We start from the raw sequence: 24,919 nt of genomic DNA on the forward strand, positions 1-24,919 counted from the left end.
CGTTTCGAGACTCGCGAAGGCCGCCCGAGGGGCGGCCTTCAGTGTTTTCCGGACCTCCGCGAGGCCGGGGCCGTTCCTCTCCGAGTGAGAAGGAACCACACCGATGCACCTGACAGACCTCCTGTCCGACGACCGCCCCTTCGCCGTCCTGCGCCGCCGCACCCCCGGCCGTGACCACGACACGGTGGAGGTCCTCATCGGCGCCGTCGGCACGTACGACCGGCTCGCCGACATCCCCGACGAGGGCCTCGCCCTGATCCCCTTCCGGCAGATCAGGGAGCGCGGATTCGACGTACGCGACGACGGCACGCCGCTCACGGTCCTGACCCCCGACGAGACGTACGAACTCCCGCTCTCCGAGGCCCTGTCGGCGCTGCCCGCCCACGACGTGCGGGTCGAGGGCGGTGCCTTCGACGTGGCCGACGACGCGTACGCGGACATCGTCGGGCGCGTCCTGCGCGAGGAGATCGGGCGGGGCGAGGGCGCGAACTTCGTCATCCGCCGGACGTACGAGGGCGAGATCCCCGGCTTCGGCAGGGCGGACGCCCTGGCCCTCTTCCGCAGGCTGCTCGTGGGCGAGCGGGGCGCCTACTGGACGTACGTCGTGCACACCGGGGACCGGACCCTGGTCGGGGCGAGCCCCGAGGTGCATGTGCGGATGTCCGGCGGGACGGTCGTCATGAACCCGATCAGCGGGACGTACCGCTACCCGGCCGATGGCCCCACGGCGGACGATCTGCTCGGCTTCCTCGCCGACGGCAAGGAGACCGAGGAGCTGTCGATGGTCGTCGACGAGGAGCTCAAGATGATGTGCACCGTCGGCGACATGGGCGGGGTCGTCGTCGGGCCGCGGCTCAAGGAGATGGCCCATCTCGCGCACACCGAGTACGAGTTGCGGGGCAAGTCGTCGCTCGACGCGCGTGAGGTCCTGAAGGAGACGATGTTCGCGGCGACCGTCACCGGCTCGCCCGTGCAGAACGCCTGCCGCGTCATCGAGCGCCACGAGGCGGGCGGGCGCGGCTACTACGCGGGGGCCCTCGCCCTCATCGGCCGCGACGCGGGCGGCGCGCAGACCCTCGACTCCCCCATCCTGATCCGCACCGCCGACATCTCCGCGGACGGCCATCTGCGCGTCCCGGTCGGCGCGACGCTGGTGCGCGGCTCGGACCCCGCGAGCGAGGTGGCCGAGACGCACGCGAAGGCAGCCGGCGTGCTCGCCGCCCTCGGGGTACGTCCCGGCAGGCCCCGCGACGAGCGCGTACGCCCCGCCCTTGCCGACGACCCGCGGGTGCGGGCGGCGCTCGACGGCCGGCGGGCCGGGCTCGCGCCGTTCTGGCTGCGGATGCAGGAGCAGACCACCGAGCTGTCCGGGCACGCCCTGGTGATCGACGGCGAGGACACGTTCACGGCGATGCTCGCGCATCTGCTGCGCTCGTCCGGCCTCACGGTCTCCGTACGCCGCTACGACGAGCCGGGGCTCCGGGAGACGGTCCGGAAGCACGAGGGCCCGCTGGTCCTCGGTCCCGGCCCCGGCGACCCGGCGGACCCCGACGACCCGAAGATGACCTTCCTGCGCTCGCTGACCGCCGAGGTGATCCGCGAGCACCGCCACGGCGTCCTCGGCGTCTGCCTCGGCCATGAGCTCCTGGCCGCCGAGCTCGGCCTGGAGATCGTCCGCAAGGAGGTCCCGTACCAGGGCGCCCAGACGCGGATCGACCTGTTCGGACGCCCCGAGACGGTCGGCTTCTACAACAGCTTCGTGGCCCACTGCGACGAGGAGATGTCCCTGGAGCTGGCGGCGCACGGCATCGAGGTCAGCAGGGACACGGCCACGGGGGAAGTGCACGCGCTGCGGGGGCTCGGTTTCGCGGGCGTCCAGTTCCACCCGGAGTCGGTGCTCTCGCTGCGCGGGACGGCGATCGTGCGGGAACTGCTGTCCGGCGTACTGGTCTAGGCAGGGTCGGGGGCCGCCGGGACCAGCACGTTCTCGCTGCGGCGGCCCTCCTTGTAGTCCAGGACGTTCTGCACCGTGGTGTCGATGATCTGGCCGACCGCGTCCACGGTGTAGTACGCCTGGTGCGAGGTGACCACGACGTTCGGGAACGTCACCAGGCGGGCCAGGGTGTCGTCCTCGATGGCTTCGAGCGACTTGTCGAGGAAGAAGAGCCCGGCCTCCGCCTCGTACACGTCGAGCCCGACGCCCGTGAAGCGCCCCGTCCGCAGCTCCGAGACCAGGGCGTCGGTGTCGATCAGGCCGCCGCGGCTGGAGTTCACCAGGATCACGTCGTCCTTCATCATGCGCAGCGCGTCGACGCCGATGATGTGCTGCGTGGCGGGGAGCAGCGGCACGTGCAGGCTGATGAGGTCGGCGTCGGCGAAGAGCTGCTCCTTGGCGACGTACTTCATGCCGAGCTCGACGCAGGCGGGGTTCTCCGCGACGTCCCAGCCGAGCAGATTCATGCCGAAGCCGTGCGCGATCCGGGTGAACGCCTCGCCGATCTTCCCGGTGCCGAGCACGCCGACCGTGCGGCCCCGCAGGTCCCGGCCCATCAGGCCGTCCAGCCTGAAGTCGAAGTCGCGGGTGCGGTTGCTGGCGCGGACGATGCGGCGGTTGACGGCCATCGCCAGGGTCCAGGCGAACTCGGCGACGGAGTACGGCGAGTAGTACGAGACGCGGGCGATGGTGAACCCGAGGCGTTCGGCGACCTGGAGATCGATGTTGTTGAACCCGGTCGAACGCTGGGCGATCATCTGCGTCCCGCCCGCGGCGAGGGTCTGCAGGACGCGGTTGCCGAGATCGGCGTTGACGCTGGTGGAAATGATCTCGTAGCCGGCGGCGATGGGAGCGGTGTCCTCGGAGAGGAAGACGTCCAGGCAGCGGACGTCGTGGTGGCCCTCGAAGGCCTTCTCGATCAGCGGCTTCTCGTCTGCCTGCACACCGAAGGCGAGGATTTCCATGGGGCGAGTCTAGGGAGGACGGGGCGGGACGGCACTGCGGGAAACGGGGGCGGGTGCCGGGGGGAGGGCACCCGCCCACCGCGGATCAGCCGAAGAAGACCCCGACCTCGGAGTACAGCTTCGGATCCACCGTCTTCAGACGCGCCGTCGCCTCGGCGATCGGGACCCGCACGATGTCCGTGCCCTGCAGCGCGACCATCTTCCCGAAGTCGCCGTCCCGCACGGCGTCGATCGCGTGCAGTCCGAAGCGCGTGGCCAGCCAGCGGTCGAAGGCGCTGGGCGTCCCGCCGCGCTGGACGTGCCCGAGAACGGTGGTCCGCGCCTCCTTGCCCGTGCGCCCCTCGATCTCCTTGGCCAGCCACTCCCCCACGCCCGAGAGCCGCACATGCCCGAAGGAGTCCTGCGTCCCGTCCTTGAGGACCATCTCGCCGTCCTTGGGCATGGCCCCTTCCGCGACGACGACGATCGGCGCGTACGACGCCTTGAACCGCGAGGTCACCCAGGCACACACCTGGTCGACGTCGAAGCGCTGCTCGGGGATGAGGATGACGTTCGCGCCCCCGGCGAGCCCGGAGTGCAGCGCGATCCATCCCGCGTGCCGCCCCATGACCTCGACCACCAGGACCCGCATGTGCGACTCGGCGGTCGTGTGCAGCCGGTCGATCGCCTCGGTGGCGATGCCCACCGCGGTGTCGAAGCCGAAGGTGTAGTCCGTGGCGGAGAGGTCGTTGTCGATGGTCTTCGGTACGCCGACGACATTGATGCCGTACTCGTCGGTGAGCCGCGCCGCGACGCCGAGGGTGTCCTCGCCGCCGATCGCGATGAGGGATTCGACCTCGTACTTGGCGAGGTTCTCCTTGATCCGGCGGACGCCGTTCTCCGCCTTGAGCGGGTTGGTGCGCGAGGATCCGAGGATGGTGCCGCCGCGGGGCAGGATGCCCCGCACGGCCGGAATGTCGAGCTGGACGGTGTCGCCCTCCAGTGGACCGCGCCAGCCGTCCCGGAAGCCGACGAAGTCATAGCCGTACTCCTGCACGCCCTTGCGGACGACGCCCCGGATGACGGCGTTGAGCCCGGGGCAGTCGCCGCCTCCGGTCAGTACTCCGACCCGCATGGAAAAGTCCCTTCACTGAGTGACCTGATGCGAGTCACGCTAATGGTGATCCAGGTCACTCAGGGACGGTGCGGACGGTCAATTCCTGGCCGGTACAGGGCAGTTGATCATGCGGGTTCACCCATATGAGGGTCAGGCGTCGTCAAGACCGCGCTCGATCGCGTACCGCACGAGCTCCACGCGGTTGTGCAGCTGGAGCTTGCCCAGGGTGTTCTGCACGTGGTTCTGCACGGTGCGGTGCGAGATGACCAGGCGCTCGGCGATCTGCTTGTAGCTCAGCCCCTTGGCGACGAGCCGGAGCACCTCGGTCTCGCGGTCGGTGAGCTGCGGGGCCTTCGGCTCGTCCGGCGTTCCGGGCGCCGGATCGGAGGCAAGACGGCGGTACTCGCCGAGGACGAGGCCCGCCAGGCCCGGCGTGAAGACCGTGTCGCCGACGGCCGTGCGGCGCACCGCGTCGGTCAGCTCCGCGGTGGACGCCGACTTCAGGAGATAGCCGGTGGCGCCGGACTTGACCGCCTCCAGGACGTCGGCGTGCTCGCCGCTGGCCGAGAGGACCAGGACGCGCAGGGCCGGGTTGGCGCCGACGAGTTCCTTGCAGACCTGGACGCCCGGCTTCAGGGGCAGGTTCAGGTCGAGTACGAGGACGTCGGGCGCCGCGGCCTGTGCGCGCCGCACGGCCTGCTCGCCGTCGCCCGCGGTGGCGACCACGTCGAAACCGGCCTCCGCGAGGTCGCGGGCGACCGCGTCCCGCCACATCGGGTGGTCGTCGACCACCATGACCCTGACGGTGCCGTCCTGCTGTTGCTGCTCGCTCATCGTTCCTTTCCTGCCTTCCCCCGTGTGCTGCGTACGTTCGGTGAGTCCGCCGGGGCCGCCGAGTTCTCGGCGGTCCGCGGGACCCTCAGTTCCACTTCCGTGCCCTGGCCCGGCACCGAGATCAGCTCGGCCGTGCCCCCGATGTCCCGCAGGCGCCCCCGGATCGACAGGGCGACACCGAGCCGCCCCTCCCCCTCCGCCTCCGCGAGACGGCCCTCGGGGATGCCGGGGCCGTCGTCCCGCACCGTCACGATCACGGCGTCGGGCTCGTCCTCGACGAGGATCCAGGCACCGGCGTCCGGGCCAGCGTGCCGGTGGACGTTGTCCAGGGCGGCGCCCACCGCGGCGGCCAGTTCCCGCGCGGACTTCGGCGCGAGGGCGACCGGAGCGCCGGGCTCCGAGACGGTCACCTTCGCGCCCGCGTACGGGAAGAGCAGCGACCGCAGGTCACAGGGCTCACCCTCGGCGGCTTCATCCTCTTCGGGCTCCTCCACCGCGCGGACGACGGCCCCGAGCGAGACGTCCTCCGACTCGTGCGACGTCCGGACCAGGCCGCCCGCCACCAGCGTGCGCAGCGCGACCTCCTGCTCCCCCGCCATCCTGCCGAGCTCCGCCGCCTCGCCGCCGAGCGCGCTGCCGCGCCGCTGCACCATCGCGAGGACCTGGAGCACGCTGTCGTGGATGTCGCGGGCGAGGCGCTCACGCTCGCGGGTGGCGGCCTCGATCTCCAGGGCTCGGGCGAGGGTGCGCTCGGAGGCGCGGGCCACCTCGACGACGTAACCGATGGCGATGGACGCGATGCAGACGAGCAGGACGTTGTGGAGCGTGTCCTGGGTGGGCCTGCCGCGCTGCGCGATGTTGGCGACGCCGACGAGCGCGGAGGCGAAGGCCGCCCACCGCCAGCCGCCCTTGATCGCGAACGCGAGGACCGCGCCCGCCGTCCATATCGACGGCAGCGTCGGGCCGTCGTGGACGATCCGCTGGTGCGAGTCGGCGACCGGCGTCAGGAGGATCCCGACCAGGGCGATGGTCAGGTCGATGACCAGGAACCGCTTGGTGCAGCTCGCCGCGTTCGCGACCTTCGGCAGCGTGCCGAGGGTCCAGCCCGCGAGCACCACGTAGAACGCGACGGCCACCCAGGGGCGGTCGAACTTCTCGTGCGCGGCCACGAAGAGGCCGATCGCGTACAGCATCGTCAGCACGCGGTAGCCGGTCAGAGCGCGCCACAGCGGCTGCTCGACCGACATCCTCATGACGCGCACGCGCTTGGTCATGTCCCCCACCCCTTGGGCCGCCCCGTGGCGCCCCCCTGGCGCCCGGCTCCCCTGTGCAGCGACGCGATTACGCGCCGGACCGTTCCTTCTCGGCCGCCGCGGCCGCTTTCTCCGCCTTCTTCTCCGCTTCCTTCTCGGCCTTCGCCGCCTCCGTGAGCTGTCGCTTCGCAGCGGTCGCGTACACGTCGACGTACTCCTGGCCGGAAAGCTTCATGATCTCGTACATGACCTCGTCGGTCACCGCCCGCAGGACGAACCGGTCGTGATCCATGCCGTGGTACCGGCTGAAGTCGAGCGGCTTGCCGATCTTGATGCCGGGCCGCATCAGCTTCGGCACCACCTTGCCGGGCGGCTGGATCTTCTCGGTGTCGATCATCGCCACGGGGAGCACGGGCGCCCCGGTGGCGAGGGCCACGCGCGCGAGGCCGCCGGGCTTGCCACGGTAGAGCCTCCCGTCGGGCGAACGCGTGCCTTCCGGGTAGATGCCGAAGAGCTCGCCGCGCTCCAGTACCTCGATGCCGCTCTTGATGGCGGCCTCGCCCGCGCCGCGTCCGCCGGAGCGGTCCACGGGCAGCTGGCCCACGCCCTTGAAGAAGGCCGCCGTGAGCTTGCCCTTCACGCCCGGAGACGTGAAGTACTCCGCCTTCGCGATGAAGGTGACCTTGCGGTCGAGGACCGCGGGCAGGAAGAAGGAGTCCGAGAAGGAGAGATGGTTGCTCGCCAGGATGGCCGGTCCCTCGGCGGGTACGTTCTCAAGGCCTTCCACCCAGGGCCTGAAGCCGAGCTTCAGCGGCCCTCCGATGGCGACCTTCATTGCGCCGTAGATCAAACCGTGTGCCTCCTGTTGTGTGTGGATCAGACCTTAACCCGCAGTAGCTCCAAAGGGCCCGACGACCCTGGTCGGTGTCAGTCCGGTCGCGTACGGTGAAGTACTCCTCCACATCTCACGAAGGAGACCGAAGTGCCGGTCCTCCCCGGAGCCGAGCCGTACCGCCACGAGGGCGGCGAGGTCGGCGTCCTCCTCTGTCACGGCTTCACCGGTTCCCCGCAGTCCCTGCGCCCCTGGGCCGAGTACCTCGCGGACCGCGGCCTGACCGTCTCGCTCCCGCTGCTGCCCGGGCACGGCACGCGCTGGGAGGACCTCCAGGTCACCGGCTGGCAGGACTGGTACGCGGAGGTGGAGCGGGAGCTGCGCGCGCTCCTCGAGCGGTGCACGGAGGTCTTCGTCCTCGGCCTCTCCATGGGCGGCGCGCTCACGCTGCGTCTCGCCGCCAGGCACGGCGACGAGGTGCGGGGCATCGTCCTGGTGAACCCGGCGAACAAGGTGCACGGCCTGGCCGCGCACGCGCTGCCGCTCGCCCGGCATCTTGTGCCCACGATCAAGGGCATCGCCAGCGACATCGCCCTCGAGGGCTCGGAAGAGATCGGTTACGACCGGGTGCCGCTGCACGCGGCGCACTCGATGCGCCGGTTCTTCCAGCGGCTCGACCGTGAACTGCCGCAGGTGACCCAGCCGTTGCTGCTCCTGCACAGCCCGCAGGACCATGTGGTGCCGCCCGCCGACTCGGCCAGGATCCTCAGCCGGGTGTCGTCCACGGACGTCACCGAGACCATCCTGGAACAGAGCTACCACGTCGCGACGTTGGACCACGATGCGGACCGGATCTTCGAGGAGAGCTACGCGTTCATCGGCCGGCTCGCCCCCAGTGTCGGTAAGGAAGGGACGGCCACCGGTGGCTGAGCAGGACCGAATCGAACCCGACGGCGACGAGAGCCGCGAGCCCGAGAAGAGGCAGGAGCCCTCCGAGGGCCTGCCCCTTGACGAGGACGCGGCCTGGCAGGCGATCGTCGCGGGGTACGGCCAGGAACCGGCGGACCCGCCGGGCGCCAAGCCGTTCAAGTCCATCGAGGACCTGGCACTGCTCGAACCGGAGACGAACGGCACTCCGGACGCCGCGGCCAAGGACGCCACCGCCCCCGACGACCCGGACGACTCCGGGTCCAAGAAGACGCTGGGCGGCTCCGTCTCCTTCGCCCCCGGCGTCGGCGGCCCGCGTGACTACGACGCCCCCGAGGCGTCGGACGACGACCTGGGCGAGGACGACGAGGGCCACTTCGTCCCGCCGGAGCCGCCGCCGCTGCCTGCCGCGGACGTCATGGCGAAGTTCGCCTGGCTCGCCGTGCTCGGCGGCCCGCTGCTGCTTCTGCTCGCGGTGCTGCTCGGCTGGCAGATGACGTGGTGGCTGACGACGCTCAGCATCGGCGGCTTCCTCGGCGGCTTCGGCACGCTGGTGTCGCGGATGAAGGGTGACGACGAAGAGGACGAGGACCCGGGCCGCGGCGCGGTGGTCTAGGGGCTAGGGGCTAGGGGTCTAGGGCCTCTCGGCTGCGGGGATCCTGAGGGCGGCGAGCACCGGCAGATGGTCGGTGGCCGCCCGCAGATCCGCCTCGCTCACCCCGTCGAGCTCCCACGGCACACCGCAGCCGATGACCTCGACCCCGGCCGTCGCGAAGATCGCGTCGATGCGCTGGTGCGGGTCCCCCGGCGTCGAGGTGTTCTCGCCGCCCCAGGGCGCGGTCGCCCAGCAGTCCCGCAGCTCCGTTGCGAGCCTGCGGAACGTGCGCCCCTTGGGCCGGTCATTGAGGTCACCGCCCGCGACGGCGTGCTCCACGCCCATCCCGGCGAGGCGGTCGAGCAGCATCCCGCCCTGTGCGTACCGCTCGTCGGTCTGCAGGCTCAGATGACAGCTCAGGACGCCGAGCCTGGCGCCACCGAACCGCACGACAGCGGTCGCGAAGCCGCGCCGGTGCAGGCCGGGCGTCAGCGGAAGCAGCACGTCCTCGGTCCGCTCGACGGTGGCCCGCAGCGAGCAGAGCAGAGCGGGCCCCGAGGCGGTGGCGCCGCCCGAGAGCATCACCAGATCGGCGGCGCGGGCGAGCCGCGCCAGCTTCTTGCGCCACCGGAAGAAGCGGGGCGCTTCCTGGACGAGTACGAGGTCGGGCGCGCACGCGGCGATGACCCGGGCCAGCGCGTCGGTGTCGTCCCGCATGGACCGGATGTTGTAACTGAGCACCCGGACCACGGCTGAACCGTCGTCTTCGGTCCGGGAGTTGGGGAGCGTCACCATGGGGATCAAGATAGCCGGTGGACCATCCCACGGCGGGCACCGACAAAGCACGGCGCCCGCCATCCCCGCAGGGGACGACGGGCGCCGACAAGAACCGCCGAGGAGCGACTAGCCCTGCCGAGCAAGGTCGGCGGCACCCACGAGCCCCGCCTTGTTGCCCAGCTGCGCTGCCAGCACCTGCGCATGCGGACGCCACTGCCCGCCGATGAGCCACCGCCGGAAGGACTTCCGGATCGGGTCGAGCACCAGCTCGCCCTCGTCGGAGAGCCCGCCGCCCACGATGAACGCGGAGGGGTCGAAGAGCGAGGCCAGGTCGGCAAGGCCCGCTCCGGCCCAACGGGCCAGCTCGCGGTAGGAGTCGACGGCGACCGGGTCGCCCTGGCGCGCCGCCTCGCTGATGTGCTTGCCCTGGATGCCTTCGACCGTGCCGTCGCCGAGCCCGAGGAGGATCTCCGCGGCCTCCGGCGTCGCGTTGGCCCGCTGCTGTCCGTACCGGACGAGGGCGCGCCCCGACGCGTACTGCTCCCAGCAGCCCTGGCTGCCGCAACCGCAGAGGAGCCCGTCCGGGACGACCCGGATGTGCCCGAATTCGGCGGCCACGCCGAAGCGCCCGCGCCGGAGTTTGTTGCCGATGATGACGCCGCCGCCGAGGCCCGTGCCCAGCGTGATGACGATGACGTCCTCGTGGCCCTGGCCCGCGCCGAAGCGGTACTCGCCCCAGGCCGCGGCGTTCGCGTCGTTCTCGACGACGACCGGCAGTCCGACCCGCTGCTCGACCTTGTCCTTGAGCGGCTCGTGGCGCCAGTCGATGTTCGGTGCGAAGAGAACGGTGGCGCGCTTGTCGTCGACGTAACCGGCGGCGCCGATGCCGACGGCCTCCACGTCGTTCCCCTTGCCGGCCCCGGACACGGCGGCACAGATCGCGTCCACGATGCCTTCGGCGGTCGGCGGCGTGGGCACCTTGTGGGTGTCGAGAATGGTGCCCTCTTCGTCGACCACTCCGGCCGCGATCTTTGTGCCGCCGATATCGACGCCGATGGTGAGTCCCATGTGTCCCTCAGTTTCGGTCGAGCCCCGCTATGGGCAACCGTACCCGAGGGGTAGTCAGTCCAGGTCGATGTGTTCCGCGGGACCGGGGCCCTCGTCGCGCGGGTCCGGGCCCTTCGCCGCGTCGCTCCCGCGGGTCCAGCGGCCCTCCTGGCCCTCGACCGCGGAGCGGTAGGCGGCGAGCAGTTCACCGCCCGCGGCGGCGAGGTGGTCGAAGACGTCGGGATTGCGCTCGATGACCGGTTCGACGGCGGCCTTCGCCTGCTGGACGACCTGCTTCACGGTCTGCTCGACGGCGCCCTGCGCGACCGCGCCGAGCAGCGGCCCCTGGAGTCCGGTCAGCTTCTCCGAGACGGCGTCGACGAGCTTGCGCAGCTCCTCGGCGGCCGATCCGGGCGGCGTTCCGTACTGGGCACGGCGTCGGGCCTTCTCCGCCGCGAGGTCCTCGGCGCACGCCTTCTCCCACGCGTCGGCGTCGGTGTCGGCCGCTTCGGGTTCGGGAACTTCGCGCTCGGTGGCATCGCTCATGACGGACAGACTCCTGCGGAGGGCGGCTATGGATTCGTACTCTCGACGTTACCCGAACGGCGGTTGCCCGTTCACCGTGTCTGCGGCCACAGATCCGGGTCGGGCGTGAACCGCACGCGCAGCTCGCCGTCGCGCAGTCCGGCGCCCGCGACGGTGCAGCGGCGCAGGGCGGAGGGCAGGGTGACGATGCGCCGGAAGGGGCCTGCGGTGACGACCAGTTCGTCGCCGCGCCGGATCAGGCCGAGCTCTTCGCGTACGACTCCGGGGAGCGGGATGTGCCAGACCAGTACGCCGTCGTCGGCGAGGGCGTCGAGGACGGGCCACTGCACGGGCTCGGGTGCCGCGGCGGGGGCGGGCACCCCGAGGGCGGCCAGGTCGTCGGCGCCGCGCGGATCGCGCCCCAGGTGCGGGAGCGGGCCGAGGCTCTCCCCGTACGTCTCTTCCCACTCGGCCAGCGTCTTGCGCTGCTGGGCGACGAGCCCGGAGAGCCACGTGCCGGCGGAGTCGTCGGGCAGGACGCGGTTGGCGGCCAGGGCGTCGGTGCGCAGGCCCTGCAGGGCGAGGCCGGTGGCGGCGGCGCGCACGGCGTCGGCGCCCGCGGGTCCCGGCTCGGCGACCAGGCGGACGGTCGTGCCCGGGTCCTCGATCACGGCCTGCGCGGCGGCGAGTTCGATGTCCCAGCGGGCCGCGGTCTCGTACAGCCAGGACGCGGGCATCGGGACGCCCGCGATACGGCCGAGCATGGGCCGCAGGGCGCGGGCCGCCTGCCGCTCGGCCGGAAGGAGCCTGCGCAGGTAGCGGCGCAGCTGCTCGGGGAGGGCGAGGACCGCGAGGGCGCGGGGCGCCGGGGGCAGGTCCACGACCACGGTGTCGTACGCGCCCTGCCCCGCGTCGCGCAGGGCGCGCAGCAGGGCCAGCTCGTCGCTGCCGGGCAGCGGGGTGAGCTCCTCGCCTTCGAGGCGTCCGGCACCGAGCAGGTCGAGCGCGGATCCGGCGCGCTGCTGCAGGGCGAGGAGGTCGTCACGGAACTCGTCGCCGGGGGTCAGCCGCCGGACGGTGAGGCCTTGCTCTTCGCCGCCGAGTACCTCACCGATGCCTCGGTCGGCGGAGATCAGGAGAACTCTGCGGTTGCCCTCGCGGGCTGCGGACAGCGCGGTGGCCGCGGCGACTGTGGTTCGGCCGGAGCCGCCGGGGCCGGTGATGAGGAGGGTGCGCATAAGGGTGAACGGTACGTGAGTTCGGGCCGCCGCTTCGCGGCGATCTTTCCCGCCCACCCACCCGCTACTCCGCAGTGGTCAGTCCTGAGGACCCGACTCCACTCGCTTCTTCAGGCCCGCCAGCGCCCGGTCGATGATGACCTTCTCCGCCTTGCGCTTGATCATCCCGAGCATGGGGATCTTGACGTCGACGATCAGCTTGTACGTGACCTCCGTGCCGGTCCCCGACGGCTTCAGGAGGTACGACCCGTCGAGCGAGCGCAGCATCTGCGACTTGACGAGGGTCCAGCTGACCTCGTTCTCGCCGGTCCACGTGTAGCCGAGCGTCTGGTCGTCCTTGATCGCGCCCGCGTCCATGACGAGGCGGACCTGCTTGGCGCGGCCCTGGTCGTCGGTGTCGAGGACCTCGGCCTCCTTCACCTCACCCGTCCAGTCCGGGTAGCGCGCGAAGTCGGCGATCACTCCCATCACCTCGGCCGGTGCCGCCTCGATCGTGATGCTCGAGCTGGTGTGTTCCGCCATCGCTGTGGCTCCTCCAGATGCGGTCCGGTACAGGGGGTGGTGTCTACGTGTGTGACGCGTGAAGGCTACCGCGCACGAAGTGGCCGACCGTCACCACTCCAGGGCCCACGGCCTGCCCGAGCTCGCGAAGTGCCCCACGTTCACACACTCGGTCGCCCCGATCCTCATCCGCCGCGTCAGTGGTTGATGGACGTGGCCGAAAAGTGCGTACCTCGGGCGGGTCTTGTGAATGGCCGCGAGCAGTGCCCGGCTGCCTCGCTCGAAGCGGCGCGCGACGGTGTCGTACACGAGCTCGGGGACGTCCGGCGGGATGTGCGTGCAGAGCACGTCGACCTCGCCGACGGCCTCGACCTTGGCCGCGTACTCCTCGTCGCTGATCTCGTAGGGCGTCCGCATGGGCGTGCGCAGGCCGCCGCCGACGAAGCCGAAGACCCGGCCGCCGATCTCGGCCCGTCCACCGTCCAGGACGGTGGTGCCGGGGCCCGCGTACTCGGACCAGAGGGTCGGTATGTCGACATTGCCGTACGTGGCGTACGTCGGCGTGGGGAAGGCGGCGAACATCTCGGCGTACTGCTTGCGCACCGCCCCCTCGATGGCAGGACCGCGGTCCATCCCCGCCCACAGCCGGGCGCCGAAGTCCCTGGCCTCGTCGAATCGGCGCGCGGTGCGCAGCTCGACGAGGCGGTCGGCGTTCTCCTCGCCGAAGAGGTCGGGGAAGATGCCGCGCGAGTGGTCGGCGTAGTCGAGGAAGAGCACCAGGTCGCCGAGACAGATGAGCGCGTCGGCTCCCTCGCCCGCGCGGGCGAGATCCTTTGTGTTGCCGTGCACGTCACTGACCACATTGACCCGGAAACCTGGCATGCCGATCACCCTAGAACGAGCGGGCAAACGTGGGTAGAGGCCCCGAGAAGCATGGAGAAGGGGGCGGACCTGCGGTTACTTCCGAGTCGGGAATGGCGTGGCGTACTGTGCGGTTCAGACCACAACGTCGTGTGACGCACCGAACATCTGGCCCGGACCCCCTACCGAACAAGCCATACCCATGGGTAACGTCCGGGCAGTCCAGTAGTGCTCCAGCCTTCTTTCCCCCCATTTCCACGGAGCACCTGCCCGATCTTGGACCGCACCGTCGCATCGCACAACGTCGTGGCGCCGGCGCCCTATGTAGGAGCAGCAGTCTTGCGCGAGTTCAGCCTTCCGGCCCTGTACGAGGTCCCTGCGGACGGCAACCTGACCGACATCGTCCGCAGAAATGCCGCGCAGCACCCGGATGTCGCCGTCATCGGCCGCAAGGTGAACGGCACCTGGCAGGACGTCAACGCCAAGACATTCCTCGTCGAGGTGCGCGCCGCAGCGAAGGGGCTCATCGCCTCCGGAGTGCGCCCCGGCGACCGCGTCGCCCTGATGTCCCGCACCCGCTACGAGTGGACGCTCCTCGACTTCGCGATCTGGAGCGCGGGCGCGGTCACCGTGCCGGTGTACGAGACGAGCTCGGCCGAGCAGATCCAGTGGATCCTCGGCGACTCCGGCGCCGTGGCCATCATCGTGGAGCTCGACGCGCACAGCGCCGCCGTCGACTCCGTGCGCGACCGCCTTCCCGACCTGGTCAACGTCTGGCAGATCGACCGCGGCGGCGTCGCCGAGCTGAACCGCGCGGGCGCCGACGTCTCCGAGGAGACCGTCGACGAGCGCAGCGCGGTCGCGGGCGCCGACGACCCGGCCACCATCGTCTACACCTCGGGCACCACGGGCCGCCCCAAGGGCTGTGTCCTCACGCACCGCAGCTTCTTCGCCGAGTGCGGGAACGTGGTGGAGCGCCTGAAGCCGCTGTTCCGTACCGGTGAGTGCTCCGTCCTCCTCTTCCTTCCCGTCGCGCATGTCTTCGGGCGCCTGGTCGAGGTCGCCGCGCTGATGGCGCCGATCAAGCTGGGCCACGCGCCGGACGTCAAGAACCTCACGGACGAGCTGGCGTCGTTCCGGCCGACCATGATCCTGGGCGTCCCGCGCGTCTTCGAGAAGGTCTACAACTCTGCGCGCGCCAAGGCGCAGGCCGACGGCAAGGGCAAGATCTTCGACAAGGCCGCGGACACGGCGATCGCGTACAGCCGCGCGCTCGACACCCCGAGCGGCCCCTCGCTCGGCCTGAAGATCAAGTACAAGACGTTCGACAAGCTGGTCTACAGCAAGCTGCGGGCCGTCCTCGGCGGTCGCGGCGAGTACGCGATCTCGGGCGGCGCGCCGCTCGGCGAGCGCCTCGGCCACTTCTTCCGCGGTATCGGCTTCACGGTCCTCGAGGGCTACGGCCTCACCGAGTCGTGTGCGGCCACGGCCTTCAACCCCTGGGACCGCCAGAAGATCGGCACGGTCGGCCAGCCGCTGCCCGGCTCGGTCGTCCGGATCGCCGACGACGGCGAGGTGCTGCTGCACGGCGAGCACCTGTTCACGGAGTACTGGAACAACGAGGGCGCAACCGAAGAGGCGCTCGCCGACGGCTGGTTCCACACGGGCGACATCGGCACGCTCGACGAGGACGGCTACCTCCGGATCACCGGCCGCAAGAAGGAGATCATCGTGACGGCGGGCGGCAAGAACGTCGCCCCCGCGGTGATCGAGGACCGCATCCGCGCGCACGCCCTTGTCGCGGAGTGCATGGTCGTGGGCGACGGCCGGCCCTTCGTGGGCGCGCTCGTCACGGTGGACGACGAGTTCGTGGGCCGCTGGGCCCTGGACCACGGGAAGCCCGCGGACTCCACGGCGGCTTCCCTGCGGGAGGACGCGGACTTCCTCGCGGAGATCCAGAGCGCGGTGGACGACGGCAACGCGGCGGTCTCCAAGGCGGAGTCGGTCCGCAAGTTCCGTGTCCTCGCCTCGCAGTTCACGGAGGAGTCGGGTCACCTGACGCCTTCGCTGAAGCTGAAGCGGAATGTGGTGGCGAAGGACTACGCGGACGAGATCGAGGCGATTTACCGCGGGTAGCGTTGGCGGGGCGCCCACTCGCCGTGGGGGCCCTGTTCTCTCGCGGCTGCCGGTCACATGTGGTTGCTCGCGCAGTTCCCCGCGCCCCTGACGGGGCGCGGGGAACTGCGCGCTCAGCCGATGACGGCAGTCAGTCGCACGACAGCCCCAAGCGGCACCCCGCCAGGCGCTACAGCAGCTCCCGCAGCCTCTCCGCCAGGAGATCCCAGCGCCACCGCTCCTCCACCCACTCCCGGCCCCGCTCCCCCATGCGCTGCCGCAACTCCGCATCGCCGAGCAGGGTGACGATCCGGTCCGCGGCCTCCTCCGGGGAGCCGCCCCGGACGACCCAGCCCGTCTCACCGTCGAGCACCGCGTCCGGCGCCCCGCCGGAGTCCCCGGCCACGACCGGGAGGCCGGTCGCCGAAGCCTCCAGGTAGACGATCCCTAGGCCCTCCACGTCAAGGCCGCCCCGCCGGGTCCTGCACGGCATGGCGAAGACGTCCCCCGCGCCGTAGTGCGCGGGGAGTTCCTCCCAGGGCACCGCCCCGGTGAAGCGAACCGAGTCCGAGACCCGGGTCTCGGCGGCCAGCTTCCGCAGCTCCTTCTCGTAGGGGCCACCCCCGACGATCAGGAGCACCGCTTCAGGCGCCGCCGCCAGAATCCTCGGCATGGCCAGGATCAGCGTGTCCTGTCCCTTGCGCGGCACCAGACGCGAGACGCACACCACGACCGGGCGGTCCGTCAGACCGAGCCGGGCCCGCACGGCGTCCCCGCCGGAGCCGGGGTGGAAGGTCTTCTCGTCGACGCCGGGCGGCAGTTGGACCATCCGCCCGGCCGCCGCGGGGCTCAGCGCCGCGGCGATGCGCGAGCGCGTGTACTCACCCAGATAGGTGATCGTGTCCGTCGAATCGCCGATGCGGCGGAGCAGTTGGCGTGACGCGGGCAGCTGGGCCCAGCCCGCCTCGTGCCCGTGCGTCGTGGCGACAAGACGCCTCGCGCCCGCCTTCCGCAGCGCCGGGCTCATCAGACCCAGCGGCGCCGCCGCCCCGAACCACACCGACTCACAGCCGTGTTCCCGCAGGAGCGAGACCGCGCGCCGCGTGACGCGCGGGGTCGGGAGCAGCATCGTCGTGGGGTCGCGTACGACCTTGAAGGGCTGCTCGGCGTCGAAGGCGGCCGTCGCATCGGCGCCCTCGCGCCCCCGCTTCCACGTGGAGGCGTAGACGACGAGCTGTTCGGGGTCCAGGCGCAGCGCCATGTTGTGCAGGAACGCCTGGATGCCACCGGGCCTGGGCGGGAAGTCGTTCGTGACGATCAGGGTCTTGTGCATCGTCGCCGACAGTACCGAAAGCCCGCGAAGGCGTGGAACGGCCTCGCCCCTCGACCGGCCCCGCCTCTTGGCCCATTCGCGGCCGCGCCCGGCATCATGATGCACCGAACCACAATGAAGTATCCGAAAAGGGGCGTGGTGCGCGTGGTGCGGATCCTGACCGTCTGGGCCTTGACCAGGACCGTGCTTCTGCTCTGTGTCCTCAAGGTGCTCACCGCGCCGGGCCCCGACGTGACCAGCGACGTCTCCGTCATCTACCAGGGCTGGTACGAGGTCCTGCGCACCGGCACCTTCCCGCTCGACGACGTCACCTGGCAGTACCCGCCCGCCGCCGCCCTGGCGATCCTCTCCCCCGGCCTGCTGCCCTTCCTCGGCTACGCCACGGCCTTCTTCGTGCTCGCCCTCCTCGCCGACGCGCTCGTCTGCGGGCTGCTCCTGTACGCGGGCCTGCGGCCCGGCAAGTCCCTGAGGGGGGCCTGGGTGTGGGTCGTGGGCGTGGCGCTGCTCGGGCCGACCGTGTACGCCCGTTACGACGTGATGGTCACGGCCGTCGCGGTGGCCTCGCTGCTCGCCGGGGCACGGCATCCCCGCACGATGGGGGCGCTCGCGGGGTTCGGCGCGCTGCTCAAGGTGTGGCCCGCCCTGCTGCTCATCGGCACGCCACGCGCGCGTGCCACCCGGAGCTCCTGGAGCGCGGCGGCCGCCACCGCCCTCGGCCTGACCCTCGCCTTCCTGGTGACGATGCCCGGCGCGCTGGCCTTCCTGACCTTCCAGCGCGACCGCGGCACCGAGGTCGAGTCGCTCGGCGCGCTCGTCTTCCACGTCGCACGCCACCTCGGCTGGCAGGGCGAGGTGCAGCTCAACTACGGCTCGGTGGAGTTCCTCGGCCCGTACGTCCCGCTGGTCAGCACGGTGGCCCAGGGGCTCTCCGTGGCGGCCCTGTGCTGGCTGCTCGTGTGGCGGCTTCGCGCGCGTGCCTGGTCGGCGAGCACGGTCGCGGACGCGGCCTTCGTCGCCGTACTGCTGTTCACCGCGACGAGCCGGGTGATCAGCCCGCAGTACCTCCTGTGGCTGGTCGGGGTCGCCGCCGTGTGCATGGCGTTCCGTGCGAGCCGCATGGTGCTGCCCGCGCGCCTGGTGCTCGCGGCCACGTTCGTCACGTTCCTGGAGTTCCCGATCTGGTTCTCGCACGTGGTGGCGAGCGATCCGCTGGGCATCGCGCTGCTCTTCGTACGCAACGGTCTGCTCGTCGCGGCGGCCCTGATCGCCTGCCGGAACCTGTGGCGGCAGACGGTGTCCGAACCCCGGGGCCGTGAGCGCGCGTCGGCGTCCGCGGACGTCAGCCGAGCTCCGCGCGCAGATACGTACGCCAGCGCGCCGTGAAGTCCTCCGGGGTGGTGTCCAGGACGTCCCTGAGCGCGTCCTCCACCGCACCCGGCCGCTTCTTGTGCGCGCCGACCGCTTCGTAGAAGCCCGTCAGGTTCTCCTCGCCCCACTGGTCGGCGATCATCCGGCAGGCCAGCCACGACCCTTCGTACGCCTGGGCCAGCTTCCCCGCGTCCCCGCTGAAGCCGAACGCGTCGTCCTCGGGGAGCGCGCCGGGCAGCTGCTCCCGCTGGACGGCGCGGCGCAGTTCGGGGGCGGCCTGTGCGGCGGTGCGGCCCGTGCCGCGGTAGCCCACCCAGTCGGCGAAGCCTTCGGAGAGCCACAGCGGGGTCGCCTGCGAGGTGTGCGCGCGGGTGGCGACATGGGTCGTCTCGTGCGTGAGGACGACCTGCTTGCCGAAGTCGCCGAGCACTCCGTACGCCTCGGGGTTGACGATGATCCGGTCGGCGGGCGCGGACCCGGAGCCGCCCGCCTCGCCCGTGGTCACCGCCGCGATCCCCTGATACCCGGAAGCGGGCGACCCGAGCAGCCCCGCCATGCCGTCCAGGGACTTGGGCACCAGGACGACGACCCGCTGCGGCCACTTCCCCGGCCAGGCGCCGCGCACCAGGGGAACCGCGCGGTCGGCGAGGTCCGCGTACTCGCGCAGGGTCGTCCTGTCCCGCTCGCTGCGCCCGACGCCGAGGACGAGGCTGTGAGTGCCCCGTACGGACGTGACGGGCCCCTGGTCCCAGAGTTGCTGCGTGGCCTTCTTGGCGGGGCGCTCAGCGGCGACGTACCACCCTCCGTCGCGCTCCTGGAGCGTGAGCGTGCGCGAGGTGGTGAGCGGCTCGCTGTCGTAGCCCTTGATGCGGTACCGCAGGTCCGCGGTGGCCGTGGCCCGCGTGCCGCTGCGCTCGAAGCCCGTCAGGCGGTACTGCCAGGAATCGAGCGGCACGTCGCGCAGGTTGTCCCAGGCCTCGTCGGCCTCGGTATCGCGGCCCGTCGCGCGGTACGCCTTCGCGTCCCGGTCGAGCACCGCGTCCGCGCGCCGGTCGAGCATCCTGCGCACGTCCGAGGGCGCGGCATCGGGCGCCGAAGGACCGCCGCACCCGACGAGCAGGGCGACACAGATTCCAAGGACCCACGACCCACGCCCGCGACCAGCCACGTTTCAGATCGTACGGGCAGCGGGCCGCGGGCGGACGGTCAGATCCGCGTCACCGACGACACCGGCATCATGCCGACCGGGTCGTAGCGCACGGGCGCTCCGGGGTAGGGCGCGTGCACGACCTGGCCGTTGCCCATGTACATCCCGATGTGGCTTGCGTCGTCGCGGTAGGCCACGAGGTCACCGGGCTGCGCCTGGGACATGGGCACCTGGCGCCCCGCGTACCGCTGGGCCTGCGAGGTGCGCGGCAGGCCGACGCCCGCCTGTGCGTACGACCACTGCGTGAGGCCCGAACAGTCGAAGCCAGACGGACCGTTGGCGCCCCACACGTAGGGCTTGCCGACGGCAGAGCGGGCCGCGGCGATGGCGGCAGCGGCCCGCGAGGAGGACGGCGCGGCGCCCCCGAGGTCCGGCATGTCGTCGCGTCCGGAGCGCGAAGCCCTGTCGTACCCCTCCCGGTCCTGCGCGGACAGGGAGTTGAGCAGCTTGCGCGCCTTGGCGAGCTTGTGCTCGACGCTCCGCTTGTGGCGGGCCACCGCGGTGCGGCTCTTCTCCAGCTCGGAGAGCTTGTGCCCGGCCTCCGTGCGCTCCTGGGCGAGGCTGCGCTGGGCCTTCTGCAGATCGGTGAGCTCACCGGCCTGCCGGGCGCTGATGCGGTCGAGGGCCGCCGCCTTGTCCAGATAGGCGTCCGGGTCGGAGGAGAGCACCAGGGCGAGGGAGGGGTCGATGCCGCCCGAGCGGTACTGCGCCCCGGCGAGCGAACCGAGCGCGCCGCGCATGGTGTTGATGCGCTCCTGGCCGCGGGCGACGCTGTCCTTGGCCCGCTCGACCTGCTTGCGCAGCGTGTCCGCGCGCTCGTCGGCCTTGTTGTACGCCTCGGTGGCCTTCTCGGCCTGCTCGAAGAGGCGGTCCACCTTGGCCTTGGTGGTGGCCGGGGTGTCCTGCGGTGCGGCGCCCGCCGGTGTGGCGGCGAGGGCGGCCGCGGCGGTTGCCGCGGCGGCTGACAGGACGGTTACGCGCGTGCTCCGGTCCAGGCCGGACAGCGCGGGACGACGATGGGACCCCACGGGAAGCCGCTCTCCCTCCGCTGACGGACCCCCGGACGAAGGACGAACCGGGGGAAAGTCCCCCCGATCCGTCGGGGGAATGCGCGCGACAGTAGCCGTGGGACCACGTCACGGCCAAAGACCCGGCCGTGCACACAACGTGACGCCCCGCCGGAGACGCAGGTCACCGACGGGGCGCGGGGTCAGCGGGAGTTGCCGTAATTCGCCCGTTTGGGCGGCACTCCGGTCGTTTCAGATGCGGACGTCCGGGGGTGAACCCCGGCCGGGGAGCGTCAGATGCGGACGCCGAACTGGAAGGAGCCGATGGTGGACATCGACTCGTAGCGCACCACGGCACCCGGCTTGGGGGCGTGGAGCACCTGGCCGTTGCCCGCGTAGAAGCCGACGTGCGCGAGGCTGTTGAAGAACACCAGGTCGCCGGGCTTCAGCTCGCCCCGGCCGATCTTCGTGCCGTCGTTCTGCTGGGTGTACGTGGTCCGGGTGATCTGCACACCGGCCTGGTTGTACGCCCACTGCGTGAGGCCGGAGCAGTCGTAGGAGTTGGGGCCGCTGCCGCCGGAGACGTAGGGCTTGCCGATCTGCGTGGCGGCGGCGCTCAGGGCGGCCTGGCCGCGCTGCGAGGCCGGCACCTCCTTGCCTAGGTCCACACGGTCGCCGGCGTCGCGGCTCGCGCGGGTCTCCTTGGCGGCGAGGGCCTGCTTCTCCTTGGCGGTGAGGGTATTGAGCAGCTGCTGGGCCTCGCCGAGCTTGCTCTGGACTTCCTTCTTCTTCTTGCCCAGTTCCTTGCGCGTGTCGGCGAGGTCCTTGAGCTTGTCGGAAGCCTCCTTGCGCTCCTGCGCGAGGGTCCGCTGCTTCTCCTGGACCTTCTTGAGCGCCTCGACCTGCTGACCGCTCAGCTGGTCCATGGTCGACGCCTTGTCGAGGTAGTCGTCCGGGTCGGCCGAGAGGAAGAGCTGGACGGAGGGGTCGAGGCCGCCGGAGCGGTACTGCGCGCTGGCCATCGAACCGAGGCCGCCGCGCAGGTCGTTGAGGTCCTCCTGGCCGCGGGCGACCTTGTCCTGAAGCTCGCCGATCTCCTTCTCGAGCTTCTCCTGCTTCTCCTTGGCGCCGTTGTACCGGTCGGTGGCCCGGCCCGCGTCCTCGTAGAGCTTGTCGACCTTGGACTTGACCTCGTCCTTGCTCGGCTTCTCACTCGGCGTCGCGTTGGCCGCCTGGGAGGTGAGTGCGACGGCAGCGGCGGCGGTCGCGGTGAGCACGGTCACCCGCGCGCGGCTCGGCTGCTTGGGTCGGCGGTGGGACGCCACGAAGGCGGCTCCTTCTCCTCCAGCCGCCTGCCGAGATCCGGCGGGCGGGTACCACCGCTGTCACCCCGGATGGGTGATCAACCGAGCGGAGGTTCGAGGCGAGACCCTAGTGACCTTCTTGTGATCAGTTCAAATCCTGACCGCCAAAAAGCGGGGTGCGGGGCGCATATTTTACCGATAACGCACAGGCAGTGATGATCAATTGACGCTACGTCGCGTAGCCGACGCCCCAATTCGGGCATAGGGAACAGGAGTTACTTGCGCGCCCTTTGGCGATGAAAGCGACGTACGTCAGCCATGCGGAAGTGGGCTGCGTCAGCCATGCGGAAGCGGCCTGCGTCAGCCGCGCGAAAGCCGCTTCAGGAGGACGGCCGAAGCAACCGGGCGCGCCCCCGCCTTCGCGATCCCGTCGGCCACTTCGCGGTCGGTCGACACGACCACCACAGGGCGCCCCGGAGGCTCCGCGCGCACCAGCTGGCGGATCAGTTCGTCCGCGGTGACGCCGGCCTTCGAGAACAGCACCCGCACCCCGCGCGGCGGCGCGAGCAGCACGGGCGCGGCGAGTTCGGCCCCGTCGAAGACGCAGGTCATCTCGGCGCCGGTCTGCGCGGCGAGCTGGGAGAGCGAGCCGAGCAGCCGCAGCCGCTGCTTCTCCAGGGGCATCGTCGGATAGCCGGTCTTGGTGACGTTGTAGCCGTCCACGACCATGTGCGCCTGCGGCAGCGCGAGCAGCTGGTCGATGATCGCCGGGTCGTTCTCGGAGAGCGCGCGGGCGGCGATGTCCTTCGGGGTCATGCGCCCCGGCTCGACGGCGTCCACGGTCTCGGCGGGCCGCACGGAGACGGGCGGCAGGGCCAGTTCACGGCGCAGCCCCTGGGCGGACTCAAGGACCGTGTCGAGCAGCAGCCGCACCCGCATGTCCTCGACGCTGCGGCCCTCGCGCGCCGCCCTGCGGCTGGCCTCCAGGGCGGCCTCGGTCTCGCTGAGCCGCGCCTTGAGCCGCCGGGCCTCGCTCTCGGCGGCGGACAACTGCGCCTGACCCTCGGCCCGCGCGGCATCGGACTCGGCGGCGGCCTTGCGCAGGGCCGCCTCGCCGCGCTTGACGTCGCTGAGGGCGCCGCGCAGCTTGCGATGCATCGATTCGGCTTCCTTCTTCGCCGACTCCAGCTCCGTGCGCAGCCGTTCGGTCTCGGCCTTCGTGTGGCCGCGGGCCGCCGCAAGCTCCTCGCGCAGCCGTTCGAGCTCCGCCCGCGTCTCGTCGTCGACGCGCTCGGCGTCCGCCCGCAGGGCCTCCTCGCCCGCGGCGGTCACCAGCTTCACCCAGCCGGTGGGACGCAGCACATAGGCCGCGGCCGCCACGTCGAGGGGGTCCGCGGCCGGGGGTGGTGAACCCGCGTCCAGGGCGCCGGTGAGCTCGGGCTGCGCCTCTCTGAGACGTTCGCCGATGCGCTGCCGGAAGAGCGGGTCGCCCTCCAGGGCGGTCGCCATGGCGTTGCCCGCGAACTTCGTGCGCCGCGTCGGCGTGAAGCGGGCGTACTGCCTCAGCTGTGCGGGCAGTTCGCTGACCGTGAGGCCGCCGAAGCCGTCCGAGACGATCTGGACGACCCGCCGGCGCACTCCGTCGGGCAGCGGACGGTCGAGCACCTCAGCGGTGCCGTCGTCCGGCTCCCCGCTTGCGCTCTCCACCATCCGTCACCCCACTACCTGTGCGGGGCCCGCTCCCTCAGGAGCCGGCGCCCGGCCTGTCCACGAGTTCCACCTGGTCCACCGCATTGCACCAGCGGCAGCGCACCGACTCGATGGTCTCACTGACCACCTCACGTTCCTCGACGTTCGACTCACCGGCCAGGTCGAGGTGCACATATTCGACGACCTTCGACGAGCGGGTCACGTCGAAACGCGTGAGGTTGCCGCAGAGCTGGCAGCGCCACCTGGTGGTGTCGGTCGGCAGGGGAACCGTCATCGTGGCTGTTCGCTTTCCTTCGGAATTCCATGGTGCGTGGTGCCCGTAACCCTAAGGCCTGTAAGGGTCTCCATGCGGCGGCCTCCCACGCGGCGGGGCGGTCTGTACGGTTTGCTGCGCTTACGTCATGCTCTGTTCATGATCAAGACATGGGGTACGACGGCGGGCCGAATGCTCAGGGGGCAGTCGGCCCCGGTGACGTACGGCCTGATCGCCGCCTGCTCTCTGGTCTTCCTGATCTCCCCGGTGTCCGGGTTCAATCCGGTGTACGGCACGGGCGACGAGCTGCTCGCCGCCCAGCAGGCCTACTTCGAGCGCTGGGGCGTGGTCCCCTCCGAGCTGTTCAGCGGGGCGCTGCGGCCCTTGCTCGCCCCGGCCACCGCCCTCTTCGTGCACGGCAGCTGGCTGCACCTCCTGGGCAACATGCTCTTCCTCTACGTCTTCGGGGCGATGGCCGAGGAGCGGATGGGGCACCTCCAGTTCGCGCTCTTCTACCTCGGCTGCGGCTATCTCGCCCTGTTCGCCTACGCGGTCGCGCACGCGGGATCCGACCAGACCCTGGTGGGCGCGTCGGGGGCGATCTCCGCGGTGCTCGGGGCCTTTCTGCGCCTCTTCCCCAAGGCGCGCGTCACCAGTCTCTTCCCGTTCCTCTTCTTCCTGCCGCTGCGCTTCCCGGCGTGGGTGGTGCTGCCGTTCTGGGTGGCGCTCCAGTGGCTGGCCGCGCTGCAGGGCGGCCAGGGGCCCGGTGTCGCGTATCTGGCCCATCTCGTGGGCTTCTCGCTGGGCTTTCTCTACGCATGGGTGCGCTATGGCAGGACGGCTAGAGTGAAGAGGCCAGCACCGGCCACAGAGGGAGACAGTCAGCCGTGATCACCGCGATCGTGCTCATCAAGACCAGCGTGGACCGGATCCCGGAGATCGCCGAGTCGATCGCCGCCCTCGACTGTGTCAGCGAGGTCTTCTCCGTGACCGGTACGTACGACCTGATCGCCATGGTGCGCGTCGGGCGCCACGACGACCTGGCCGACGTCATCCCCGGCAAGATCAGCAAGATCCCGGGCGTGGAGGGGACGGACACGCACGTCGCGTTCCGCACGTACTCGCAGCACGACCTGGAAGCGGCGTTCGCGATCGGCCTCGACTCCTAGGCCGTCCAC

General features: G+C 71.1%; 24 protein-coding genes. 7 read left to right on the forward strand and 17 right to left on the reverse strand.

Annotated elements, in window-relative coordinates; all coding sequences use genetic code 11:
- Positions 1-103: 103 nt before the first annotated feature.
- The gene (locus ABZ833_RS13820; protein WP_361045542.1) at positions 104-1,954 is read left to right on the forward strand and encodes an anthranilate synthase family protein; all 1,851 of its coding nucleotides are present in this window, start codon (positions 104-106) and stop codon (positions 1,952-1,954) included.
- On the opposite strand, the gene ABZ833_RS13825 is transcribed toward ABZ833_RS13820, so the two are convergent.
- The 5 genes from ABZ833_RS13825 to ABZ833_RS13845 all read right to left on the reverse strand — a co-directional run bounded on the left by ABZ833_RS13825 (position 1,951) and on the right by ABZ833_RS13845 (position 6,976).
- The gene (locus tag ABZ833_RS13825; protein WP_361045544.1) at positions 1,951-2,958 is read right to left on the reverse strand and encodes a 2-hydroxyacid dehydrogenase; all 1,008 of its coding nucleotides are present in this window, start codon (positions 2,956-2,958) and stop codon (positions 1,951-1,953) included. The two genes, ABZ833_RS13820 and ABZ833_RS13825, sit on opposite strands and share 4 nt — an antisense overlap.
- Positions 2,959-3,043: 85 nt before the next feature.
- On the reverse strand, positions 3,044-4,072 hold the full coding sequence (locus ABZ833_RS13830) for a 6-phosphofructokinase (RefSeq protein ID WP_249590395.1): 1,029 nt from the start codon (positions 4,070-4,072) through the stop codon (positions 3,044-3,046).
- A 132-nt stretch (positions 4,073-4,204) separates the two neighbouring features.
- Positions 4,205-4,888, reverse strand: coding sequence for a response regulator transcription factor (locus ABZ833_RS13835; RefSeq protein ID WP_249590394.1), 684 nt, complete (start codon positions 4,886-4,888; stop codon positions 4,205-4,207).
- On the reverse strand, positions 4,885-6,162 hold the full coding sequence (locus tag ABZ833_RS13840; protein ID WP_361045548.1) for a DUF5931 domain-containing protein: 1,278 nt from the start codon (positions 6,160-6,162) through the stop codon (positions 4,885-4,887). The genes ABZ833_RS13835 and ABZ833_RS13840 overlap by 4 nt, the downstream gene beginning before the upstream one ends.
- Before the next feature lie 67 nt (positions 6,163-6,229).
- Positions 6,230-6,976, reverse strand: coding sequence for a lysophospholipid acyltransferase family protein (locus tag ABZ833_RS13845; RefSeq protein ID WP_361046303.1), 747 nt, complete (start codon positions 6,974-6,976; stop codon positions 6,230-6,232).
- A 147-nt stretch (positions 6,977-7,123) separates the two neighbouring features.
- On the opposite strand from ABZ833_RS13845, the gene ABZ833_RS13850 reads away from it, so the two are divergent.
- Both ABZ833_RS13850 and ABZ833_RS13855 read left to right on the forward strand, forming a co-directional pair.
- The gene (locus ABZ833_RS13850) at positions 7,124-7,903 is read left to right on the forward strand and encodes an alpha/beta fold hydrolase (RefSeq protein WP_361045551.1); all 780 of its coding nucleotides are present in this window, start codon (positions 7,124-7,126) and stop codon (positions 7,901-7,903) included.
- The gene (locus ABZ833_RS13855; RefSeq protein ID WP_361045554.1) at positions 7,896-8,516 is read left to right on the forward strand and encodes a hypothetical protein; all 621 of its coding nucleotides are present in this window, start codon (positions 7,896-7,898) and stop codon (positions 8,514-8,516) included. The genes ABZ833_RS13850 and ABZ833_RS13855 overlap by 8 nt, the downstream gene beginning before the upstream one ends.
- Before the next feature lie 18 nt (positions 8,517-8,534).
- Here ABZ833_RS13855 and ABZ833_RS13860 read toward each other — a convergent pair whose 3' ends face one another.
- The 6 genes from ABZ833_RS13860 to ABZ833_RS13885 all read right to left on the reverse strand — a co-directional run bounded on the left by ABZ833_RS13860 (position 8,535) and on the right by ABZ833_RS13885 (position 13,465).
- Positions 8,535-9,290, reverse strand: coding sequence for an endonuclease/exonuclease/phosphatase family protein (locus tag ABZ833_RS13860; protein ID WP_361045556.1), 756 nt, complete (start codon positions 9,288-9,290; stop codon positions 8,535-8,537).
- A 108-nt stretch (positions 9,291-9,398) separates the two neighbouring features.
- Positions 9,399-10,340: an ROK family glucokinase gene (locus ABZ833_RS13865; RefSeq protein WP_249590389.1), complete on the reverse strand. Its 942-nt coding sequence runs from the start codon at positions 10,338-10,340 to the stop codon at positions 9,399-9,401.
- A gap of 54 nt (positions 10,341-10,394) precedes the next feature.
- Positions 10,395-10,865, reverse strand: coding sequence for a DUF5304 domain-containing protein (locus ABZ833_RS13870; RefSeq protein ID WP_249590388.1), 471 nt, complete (start codon positions 10,863-10,865; stop codon positions 10,395-10,397).
- A gap of 71 nt (positions 10,866-10,936) precedes the next feature.
- On the reverse strand, positions 10,937-12,082 hold the full coding sequence (locus tag ABZ833_RS13875) for an ArsA-related P-loop ATPase (protein WP_361045560.1): 1,146 nt from the start codon (positions 12,080-12,082) through the stop codon (positions 10,937-10,939).
- 78 nt (positions 12,083-12,160) lie between these two features.
- Positions 12,161-12,604, reverse strand: a complete 444-nt coding sequence (locus ABZ833_RS13880) for an SRPBCC family protein (protein ID WP_249590386.1) — start codon at positions 12,602-12,604, stop codon at positions 12,161-12,163.
- Positions 12,605-12,694: 90 nt separating this feature from the next.
- Positions 12,695-13,465, reverse strand: coding sequence for a metallophosphoesterase (locus tag ABZ833_RS13885; RefSeq protein WP_361045563.1), 771 nt, complete (start codon positions 13,463-13,465; stop codon positions 12,695-12,697).
- Between the two features lie 318 nt (positions 13,466-13,783).
- Between ABZ833_RS13885 and ABZ833_RS13890 the strand changes: the two genes are divergently transcribed.
- Positions 13,784-15,580: an AMP-dependent synthetase/ligase gene (locus ABZ833_RS13890; protein WP_361045566.1), complete on the forward strand. Its 1,797-nt coding sequence runs from the start codon at positions 13,784-13,786 to the stop codon at positions 15,578-15,580.
- Between the two features lie 169 nt (positions 15,581-15,749).
- Here the strand turns inward: ABZ833_RS13890 and ABZ833_RS13895 are convergent, their stop codons facing one another.
- The gene (locus ABZ833_RS13895) at positions 15,750-16,892 is read right to left on the reverse strand and encodes a glycosyltransferase family 4 protein (protein WP_361045569.1); all 1,143 of its coding nucleotides are present in this window, start codon (positions 16,890-16,892) and stop codon (positions 15,750-15,752) included.
- A 114-nt stretch (positions 16,893-17,006) separates the two neighbouring features.
- Here ABZ833_RS13895 and ABZ833_RS13900 point away from each other — a divergent pair, with 114 nt between their 5' ends.
- Positions 17,007-18,275 (forward strand): glycosyltransferase family 87 protein, encoded by a 1,269-nt coding sequence (locus ABZ833_RS13900; protein WP_361045572.1) that lies wholly within the window; start codon positions 17,007-17,009, stop codon positions 18,273-18,275.
- On the opposite strand, the gene ABZ833_RS13905 is transcribed toward ABZ833_RS13900, so the two are convergent.
- From ABZ833_RS13905 to ABZ833_RS13925, 5 genes are all read right to left on the reverse strand, one after another.
- Positions 18,232-19,428 carry a hypothetical protein gene (locus ABZ833_RS13905; protein ID WP_361045574.1) on the reverse strand — a complete coding sequence of 399 codons (1,197 nt, stop codon included), beginning with the start codon at positions 19,426-19,428 and terminating at the stop codon, positions 18,232-18,234. The genes ABZ833_RS13900 and ABZ833_RS13905 overlap by 44 nt on opposite strands.
- A gap of 38 nt (positions 19,429-19,466) precedes the next feature.
- The gene (locus ABZ833_RS13910; RefSeq protein WP_249590380.1) at positions 19,467-20,495 is read right to left on the reverse strand and encodes a C40 family peptidase; all 1,029 of its coding nucleotides are present in this window, start codon (positions 20,493-20,495) and stop codon (positions 19,467-19,469) included.
- A 272-nt stretch (positions 20,496-20,767) separates the two neighbouring features.
- Positions 20,768-21,799, reverse strand: a complete 1,032-nt coding sequence (locus tag ABZ833_RS13915) for an NlpC/P60 family protein (RefSeq protein WP_361045577.1) — start codon at positions 21,797-21,799, stop codon at positions 20,768-20,770.
- A gap of 339 nt (positions 21,800-22,138) precedes the next feature.
- Positions 22,139-23,488: an NYN domain-containing protein gene (locus ABZ833_RS13920; protein ID WP_361045580.1), complete on the reverse strand. Its 1,350-nt coding sequence runs from the start codon at positions 23,486-23,488 to the stop codon at positions 22,139-22,141.
- A 34-nt stretch (positions 23,489-23,522) separates the two neighbouring features.
- Positions 23,523-23,762: a hypothetical protein gene (locus ABZ833_RS13925; RefSeq protein WP_160504588.1), complete on the reverse strand. Its 240-nt coding sequence runs from the start codon at positions 23,760-23,762 to the stop codon at positions 23,523-23,525.
- A gap of 138 nt (positions 23,763-23,900) precedes the next feature.
- On the opposite strand from ABZ833_RS13925, the gene ABZ833_RS13930 reads away from it, so the two are divergent.
- A complete protein-coding gene (locus ABZ833_RS13930) occupies positions 23,901-24,632 on the forward strand; it encodes a rhomboid family intramembrane serine protease (protein ID WP_361045583.1) in 732 nt (243 codons plus the stop codon).
- Positions 24,629-24,910 carry an Lrp/AsnC ligand binding domain-containing protein gene (locus ABZ833_RS13935; RefSeq protein WP_361045586.1) on the forward strand — a complete coding sequence of 94 codons (282 nt, stop codon included), beginning with the start codon at positions 24,629-24,631 and terminating at the stop codon, positions 24,908-24,910. The genes ABZ833_RS13930 and ABZ833_RS13935 overlap by 4 nt, the downstream gene beginning before the upstream one ends.
- Positions 24,911-24,919: the final 9 nt, after the last annotated feature.

Source organism: Streptomyces sp. NPDC047525 (assembly GCF_040643025.1).
Classification (GTDB): Bacteria; Actinomycetota; Actinomycetes; order Streptomycetales; family Streptomycetaceae; genus Streptomyces; species Streptomyces durmitorensis.

Excerpts from the sequence above, each read along its gene's own strand:
- ABZ833_RS13820 (WP_361045542.1), top strand. The coding sequence starts at position 104 with ATGCACCTGACAGACCTCCTGTCCGACGACCGCCCCTTCGCCGTCCTG.
- ABZ833_RS13825 (WP_361045544.1), bottom strand. The coding sequence starts at position 2,958 with ATGGAAATCCTCGCCTTCGGTGTGCAGGCAGACGAGAAGCCGCTGATC.
- ABZ833_RS13830 (WP_249590395.1), bottom strand. The coding sequence starts at position 4,072 with ATGCGGGTCGGAGTACTGACCGGAGGCGGCGACTGCCCCGGGCTCAAC.
- ABZ833_RS13835 (WP_249590394.1), bottom strand. The coding sequence starts at position 4,888 with ATGAGCGAGCAGCAACAGCAGGACGGCACCGTCAGGGTCATGGTGGTC.
- ABZ833_RS13840 (WP_361045548.1), bottom strand. The coding sequence starts at position 6,162 with ATGACCAAGCGCGTGCGCGTCATGAGGATGTCGGTCGAGCAGCCGCTG.
- ABZ833_RS13845 (WP_361046303.1), bottom strand. The coding sequence starts at position 6,976 with ATGAAGGTCGCCATCGGAGGGCCGCTGAAGCTCGGCTTCAGGCCCTGG.
- ABZ833_RS13860 (WP_361045556.1), bottom strand. The coding sequence starts at position 9,290 with ATGGTGACGCTCCCCAACTCCCGGACCGAAGACGACGGTTCAGCCGTG.
- ABZ833_RS13865 (WP_249590389.1), bottom strand. The coding sequence starts at position 10,340 with ATGGGACTCACCATCGGCGTCGATATCGGCGGCACAAAGATCGCGGCC.
- ABZ833_RS13870 (WP_249590388.1), bottom strand. The coding sequence starts at position 10,865 with ATGAGCGATGCCACCGAGCGCGAAGTTCCCGAACCCGAAGCGGCCGAC.
- ABZ833_RS13875 (WP_361045560.1), bottom strand. The coding sequence starts at position 12,082 with ATGCGCACCCTCCTCATCACCGGCCCCGGCGGCTCCGGCCGAACCACA.
- ABZ833_RS13880 (WP_249590386.1), bottom strand. The coding sequence starts at position 12,604 with ATGGCGGAACACACCAGCTCGAGCATCACGATCGAGGCGGCACCGGCC.
- ABZ833_RS13885 (WP_361045563.1), bottom strand. The coding sequence starts at position 13,465 with ATGCCAGGTTTCCGGGTCAATGTGGTCAGTGACGTGCACGGCAACACA.
- ABZ833_RS13895 (WP_361045569.1), bottom strand. The coding sequence starts at position 16,892 with ATGCACAAGACCCTGATCGTCACGAACGACTTCCCGCCCAGGCCCGGT.
- ABZ833_RS13900 (WP_361045572.1), top strand. The coding sequence starts at position 17,007 with ATGAAGTATCCGAAAAGGGGCGTGGTGCGCGTGGTGCGGATCCTGACC.
- ABZ833_RS13920 (WP_361045580.1), bottom strand. The coding sequence starts at position 23,488 with ATGGTGGAGAGCGCAAGCGGGGAGCCGGACGACGGCACCGCTGAGGTG.
- ABZ833_RS13925 (WP_160504588.1), bottom strand. The coding sequence starts at position 23,762 with ATGACGGTTCCCCTGCCGACCGACACCACCAGGTGGCGCTGCCAGCTC.
- ABZ833_RS13930 (WP_361045583.1), top strand. The coding sequence starts at position 23,901 with ATGATCAAGACATGGGGTACGACGGCGGGCCGAATGCTCAGGGGGCAG.